Annotated in this window: 5 protein-coding genes; 4 read left to right on the top strand and 1 reads right to left on the bottom strand. The window is 61.4% G+C overall.

Going from position 1 to position 6271, the window contains the following annotated elements; all coding sequences use genetic code 11:
* From EN991_RS19510 to EN991_RS19495, 4 genes are all read left to right on the top strand, one after another.
* The coding region (locus tag EN991_RS19510) for a sugar ABC transporter permease (RefSeq protein ID WP_164769204.1) at positions 1-620 on the top strand (620 nt) is incomplete at its 5' end.
* Complete coding sequence (locus EN991_RS19505; protein ID WP_063173904.1) at positions 620-1468, top strand: carbohydrate ABC transporter permease; 849 nt, start codon at positions 620-622, stop codon at positions 1466-1468. The genes EN991_RS19510 and EN991_RS19505, both read left to right, overlap by 1 nt.
* 12 nt (positions 1469-1480) lie before the next feature.
* Positions 1481-2575, top strand: coding sequence for a sn-glycerol-3-phosphate ABC transporter ATP-binding protein UgpC (gene ugpC / locus EN991_RS19500; RefSeq protein WP_013525320.1), 1095 nt, complete (start codon positions 1481-1483; stop codon positions 2573-2575).
* An 80-nt stretch (positions 2576-2655) separates the two neighbouring features.
* Positions 2656-4551, top strand: a complete 1896-nt coding sequence (locus EN991_RS19495; protein ID WP_245461012.1) for a hypothetical protein — start codon at positions 2656-2658, stop codon at positions 4549-4551.
* Positions 4552-4753: 202 nt separating this feature from the next.
* Here EN991_RS19495 and EN991_RS19490 read toward each other — a convergent pair.
* Positions 4754-6271: EAL domain-containing protein (locus tag EN991_RS19490; RefSeq protein WP_127369340.1), on the bottom strand; the 1518-nt coding region annotated here is incomplete at its 5' end.

Here is a 6271-nt window from a genome sequence, read left to right as displayed (position 1 = left end):
TTCTGGTGGCGCTCACCATGGTGCGCAGCTTTCCGGGGCGCGGTGTCGTCATGTCGATCCTGATCGTGCCGCTTTTCATCAGCCCGGTGATAGTCGGCCAAGCGTGGACGCTGCTGCTTCAGCGGCCTTTCGGGCCAACCAACTACATCCTGACGCAACTGTTGGGGCAGGAGGTGACGATCGGCTGGATGACCGAGCGCCCATGGCTTTATGTCTCGCTGATCATCTCTGATGTCTGGCAGTGGACTCCGTTCATGTTTGTCGTCCTGCTCGCCGGGCTTACCGCAATCCCTCCGAACCTCTACGAGGCGGCGGAACTCGACGGCGTCAATGCCTGGCAGGCCTTCTGGGCGATCACGCTGCCGCATCTCGGGTCTATGATGCTGCTGGCGTTGACCTTCCGCCTGCTTGACGCCATCCGAATGTTCGATACCATTTTTATCATGACCGGCGGCGGCCCGGGTACGCAAACCTACACGGCTTCCTACTATCTCTACACGGTCGGCTTCACCCAGTTTCATCTGTCGCAGGCGACGGCCGGAAGCTGGCTATTCCTGATTTTCACCGCGCTGGTAGTGACGCTGCTGGTGCGGCGGCTCTTGAAGGTGGAGCCGGTCTGATGGCCGCCGTCGCGCCCGCCCGCCGCAGGAAACGCCGGTCGGTGCCGATCGGTCGCATGCTGCTGCTCGGCTTCTTCCTCGTGTTCGTGCTGTGGCCCCTCTACTGGATGTTCAACACCTCGATCAAGCCGAGCGACGACTACCTCACCGTGCCGCCCGTCTGGTTCCCTACCGAGCCGACCCTTGTACACTACAAAGCTGCGCTGTTCGCTTATCGCGGCCTCGACGGGCTCATCAACAGTCTGATCATTTCGCTGTCGGCCACGGTGCTTTCAGCGTTGTTGGGCACGCTGATGGCTTATAGTCTGGCGCGCTACAACACGGGCGGCCAGCACCTGTCTTTCTGGGTGCTGTCACAGCGCTTCCTGCCACCGATCGGCATCGTCCTGCCGGTATTCCTTATCTATCGTGGCGTCGGGCTGTACGACACCCATATTGGCCTGATCATCGCCTACACGGTCTTCACGCTGCCGGTGTCGGTGTGGATGATGTTCGCGTATTTCCGCGGCATGCCGAAGTCGATGGAGGAGGCGGCCCTGGTCGATGGCTGCACGCGTTGGGAGGCGTTCTGGCGTGTTGCCGTGCCGCTTGCCGCCCCGGGCATCGTCGCGGCGGCCGTCTTCGCTTTCATCGCTTGCTGGACGGAGTTCTTCTTCGCGCTCATTTTGACCAGTCGAACTGCGTTCACGCTGCCAACCGTATTCCGCTCCTTCATCGGCTTCCAGGGCGCGCAATATGGTGAAGCGGCGGCCCTGGCCATTGTTTCCCTCGTGCCATCCATCGCTCTGGGAGTCCTTGCTCAACGACATCTCGTGCGCGGGCTGACGCTCGGCGCCGTTCGCGGATAGAAAGAGGCAGGCATGGCTGAAGTCAGGATCACCGGCTTGCACAAGCGCTACGGCGCCTTCCATGCGGTGCGCGGCATTGACCTCCACATTCGCGACGGTGAGTTCACCGTTCTGGTCGGCCCCTCCGGATGCGGCAAGAGTACCCTTTTGAGGACGATTGCAGGACTGGAGGAGAGTTCGCAAGGCACGATCGAGATTGGCGGCGAGGTGGTCAATGACTTGCGGCCGCGCGATCGTGACGTGGCGATGGTGTTTCAAGACTATGCGCTCTATCCACATATGAGCGTGGCGAAGAACATCGGCTTCGGTCTCAAGGCGCGCAAGATGCCGAAGCCCGAGGTAGAGGCGCGCGTTGCCGAGGCAGCGCGTATGCTCGGCATCATCCCCTTGCTCGGGCGATTTCCACGCCAGTTATCCGGTGGGCAGCGTCAGCGCGTCGCCATCGGCCGCGCCATAGTCCGCAACCCCCGCATCTTTCTGTTCGACGAGCCGCTGTCCAATCTGGATGCCCAGCTTCGCGACGAAATGCGCGGCGAGATCAAGCGCCTTCACCAGGACATCGCCACGACGATGATCTACGTCACCCATGACCAGATCGAGGCGATGACACTGGCTGACCGCATCGTGCTGATGCGCGACGGGTTGATCGAGCAGCAGGGCGCGCCACTCGAACTGTTCGAGCGCCCCGCCTCGATCTTCGTCGCGGGCTTTCTCGGTTCCCCACGCATGAGCTTCCTGCCGGGCACGCTGGCTTTGGACGGGAGCGCCGCCGCCATCCGGCTGGCCGATGGTCTGCTGCCGATCGCCCCCGGGCGGACTCTAAATGGCGCTATAGATGGGCAGTCGGTGCTGCTCGGGCTGCGCCCGGAACATCTGACACGCGCACACGCTGCTACCCCCGAGCCGGGCACGCTGCGCTATGATGCAACCATCGACCTGCTGCAGCCGACTGGCTCGCGCAGCTATGCGACCTTCCGCCTTGCCGGCGCGCCAGTGGTGGCGGAGCTTCAGGCGCACGACGTCAGCCGTCCCGGCGAGAGACTGCCGATCGACATCAACATGAACCGGGCGTCGATTTTTGACGCTGCGACGGAGCAAGCAATTTGACCTTGGCAGCATCTCGAGCCATCCGCTTGTGTGGAACCGAACAGGTCGAGCCACCCTTGCGCACACTTCGCGCGGGACCGTTGTCGGTCGACTTCGACAATGGGGCGTTACGCTACATCCGCCTTGACGGAATTGAGATTCTGCGCGGAATCTCGTTCCTTGTGCGGGACGAAAATTGGGGAACCGCTACAGCCGTTCTCGATGATCTCCACATCGATGAAAGGCTGGATGTGTTCAGCGTCGCATACCGTGCAACATGTTCCGCAACATCCGGTCGCCTGGCTTATCAGGTACGGATCTCGGGCAGTAGTGATGGTGCGCTGGCTTTTGCGGCCGAGGCAGAGCCCGAGACTGACCTTTTGACGAATCGGACCGGCTTCATCGTCCTTCATCCGATCGAAGCCTTGGCGGGCAAGCCGGTAAAGGTGCTGCATGAGGATGGTCATGATGAGCTATCGCTCTTTCCGGACCACATCGACCCTAAATGTCCGTTCACCGATATCCGGGCGTTGTCGCATGAGATCGCGCCTGGGATCTGGGCCACATGCACCATGGACGGTGATGCCTTCGAGATGGAGGATCAACGCAATTGGTCTGACGCTTCCTATAAAACCTATGTCCGCCCTCTGCGTCGCCCGTGGCCTTACCGACTGCCCAAGGGCCAGAAATTCACCCAGGTCGTCCGGCTACACGTGTCAGGAACGCTTCGTGCCGGGGCGTCTGAAAACCGCAATCCACTCATCAACCTGACGATCGGCAGACCCGTCGGCCAAGTGCCTCGCGTTGGCGTCGGCGTCGCTGGCGACGAGGCAAGGCACGCGCTTGAATCCCCCGAGCTTCTACGACGAATGGCTCCGCAGTGGATGGTCTGCCAAGTCGATCTCCGATTCGGACACGGCCAAGATGAACTCGAAAGCTACGCCGCGCTTGCACGGCTGACCGGCGCAGGCGTGGTCCTCGAGATCATCACCAAGGGCACGCTCGACCCATTCGGCGAATTGGCGCCCGTCGCTGATGCGGTCCATACAATCGGCCTCAAACTGGAAGCTGTCTCCGTCTTTCCGGCGCAGGACATGAAATCCGTTCAGCCGGGAGCACCGCGGCCGGTCATGCCCAGCTTCCACGAATGCTACTCCGCCGCTCGCCGGGCTTTCCCGGGGATCGGGCTGGGCGGAGGCATGGCCGCTTACTTCACCGAACTCAATCGCAAGCGTCCGCCAGCCGAAGCGCTCGACTACGTGACCTTCACCACCTGTCCAAGCGTGCACGCGGCGGATGATATTTCGGTGATGGAAACGCTTCAGGCTATCCCTCATCAGATACGCTCGGCACATGCTTTCACGGGCGACCGCGTGCCGCTGCGCATAGGTCCCAGTCAGCTCGGCTGCCGCGAGAACCCCTACGGAAAGGGCACCGCGCCGAACAAAGCGAACGCCCGCATATGTCTGAGCCGCATCGATCCGCGGCAGCGCGGGCTGTTCAATGCGGCATGGACGCTCGGCTATTTCGCGGCCTGCGCTCGCGAAGGGGTCGAGGCCGTCGCGGTAGGGGACTTCACCGGCCCCTTTGGCCATATCCACAGGAAGGCTGATTTCGTCCAGCCATGGTATGACCAGCAGGACGGCCGAACGGTCTATCCCGCTTTCCATGTCATGGCGGGTCTCTCAAGGCTCGGCGGAGCCACCCTGCTGTCCGTAGGAACTTCCGGCGCTGACGCCATTGCGACGATCGCAGCTGAAAAAGATTGGCGCGTGACACTGTGGGTCGCCAACCTTACCTCCAAGGCGCAATCTGTGAAACTTCCGGATGCGCCGAGCAGTGCCCGTATAGCTCTTCTTGGCGCCGAGCAGTTCGAACGGGCGGCAACCGATCCCAACTTCATGGAAAGTACCGCAAGACCGCTGGATGACCAATTCATCTCGCTTGACGCTTACGCCGTCGCGCGAGTTGATCTCGACCTACCATTTTCGACCTAGAGCCCGATGTGCGCTGAGGTTGAGAGTTGAGCCCAGCGTCATGCGCAGCCGCATCAATCGCTCTGGCCCGAAGCGGGTGACACAGATCGTCAGGCGTCACTGGCCAGGGGAGTGTCGACGCACCTTGTCCCAGGCCGCCAAGATTCGCTGCTTGCATCCGCGTGCGGCATCGTCGACCGTCGGGAATCACATAGACGCATTTTCATGCGGTCGCCCGCCTTGATCCGCCGTCGAGGAGTTCCTGAAGGTCCTCTTTTGGCACCGGTCTTGAAAGCAAAAAGCCTTGTAGCTGGTCGCAGCCGAGCTTGCGCAGATAATTGCACTGGCTCTCGGTCTCGACCCCTTCCGCTGTCGTGCTGAGGCCAGTCGCGCGAGCCAGGTCGATAATCGCCTGAACGATGGCCTCGTCACCGTTCGAGCCGCCAAAGCCCTGCACGAAGCTTCGGTCGATCTTGATCCTGTCCACTTCCAGGCTCTGCAGTCGGCCCAATGAGGAAAATCCCGTACCGAAATCGTCAAGCGCAAAGCGCACCCCGACACTGCGCAACGCTGCCATGTTCTGCTGGCATTCGGTGGGGCGCTGGGAGAGCGTGCTTTCCGTAACCTCCAGCTCGAGCCGCCGTGGATCCATTTGCGTTTCCAACAAGATGCTCGTCACTTTCATGGCAAAGCTCGGATTGTTCAGCTGCAACCCCGATACGTTCACTGCCAGGGTCTCGATCGGCCAATGCACCGCGTCAAGGCAGGCCTGGCGCAGAACCAGCTCGCCTAGAACTTCGATGAGCCCCGTTTCCTCTGCCAATGGTACGAACAAGTCAGGGGCGACCCAACCGCGCTCTGCGTGCGACCAGCGCGCGAGGGCTTCGACGCCCGTCATCCTGTTGGTGTCGGCGGTGTAAAGCGGCTGATAATGCACCCGGATGTGGCCGGGCGTTTGCAGCGCCTTGCGCAGGTCCTGTTCGAGACCCTTACGCTTTGCCAGCGTCTGGTCCATCTCGGGTTCAAACAGAGCATAGCCGCTGCGACCGCCGGCTTTGGCGTGATACAGGGCGAGGTCGGCTTTCCGCACCAACTCGACCTGGTCCACCCCGTCCCTGGGAGCAAGAGCTACGCCGACGCTCACCCCGACAAAAACCTGAACTCCGGCGACCTCGAACGGCCGGCGCGCGGACTCGATCAAGTGCTCGCACAATGTTTTGACCTCATTCTCGCCTGCGACCGCGCGCTGGATGATAATGAATTCGTCACCGCCCAGGCGCGCCACCGTGTCAACCTCCACGGTCAGCCGCCTCAGCCGGTCTGCGAACTCCCTGAGCAACTCGTCGCCGGCAGGGTGGCCAAAGCTGTCATTGACCTGCTTGAACCGGTCGAGGTCAAGATAGAGGATCGCGAGCTGCTCGCCCGTCGCGGGCAGCAGTGTCAGCGCATCAGCCAAACGACTGTTGAAATGGCCGCGACTGTGCAGCCCTGTAAGCAGGTCGTAGTGGGCCAGGTGATAGATGTGATTCTCGGTCTCAATCAGCCTCAAAGTCCGCCGGCGCAAAGCGGCCAGAGCTACAATAATTCCGCCAAGTACCAGTCCGAACACCACCACGAGTGTTGGCACCAGTTGAAAAAGGACAAACGCCCCGGGCCGATATGGCTGCCACACAAAGAAGCCGACAGTCGAACCAGAGCGACCGACAAGGGGATAGGACGCCTCTTCAGAGCTAAGCATGTT

The organism is Mesorhizobium sp. M7A.F.Ca.US.005.03.2.1, assembly GCF_003997795.1.
Classification (GTDB): Bacteria; Pseudomonadota; Alphaproteobacteria; order Rhizobiales; family Rhizobiaceae; genus Mesorhizobium; species Mesorhizobium ciceri.
Note: the sequence above shows the minus strand (reverse complement) of the source record. Positions and strands in the feature narration are given on the sequence as shown.

Coding starts and splice junctions, on each gene's coding strand:
- EN991_RS19505 (WP_063173904.1), top strand. CDS start 620: ATGGCCGCCGTCGCGCCCGCCCGCCGCAGGAAACGCCGGTCGGTGCCG.
- ugpC (WP_013525320.1), top strand. CDS start 1,481: ATGGCTGAAGTCAGGATCACCGGCTTGCACAAGCGCTACGGCGCCTTC.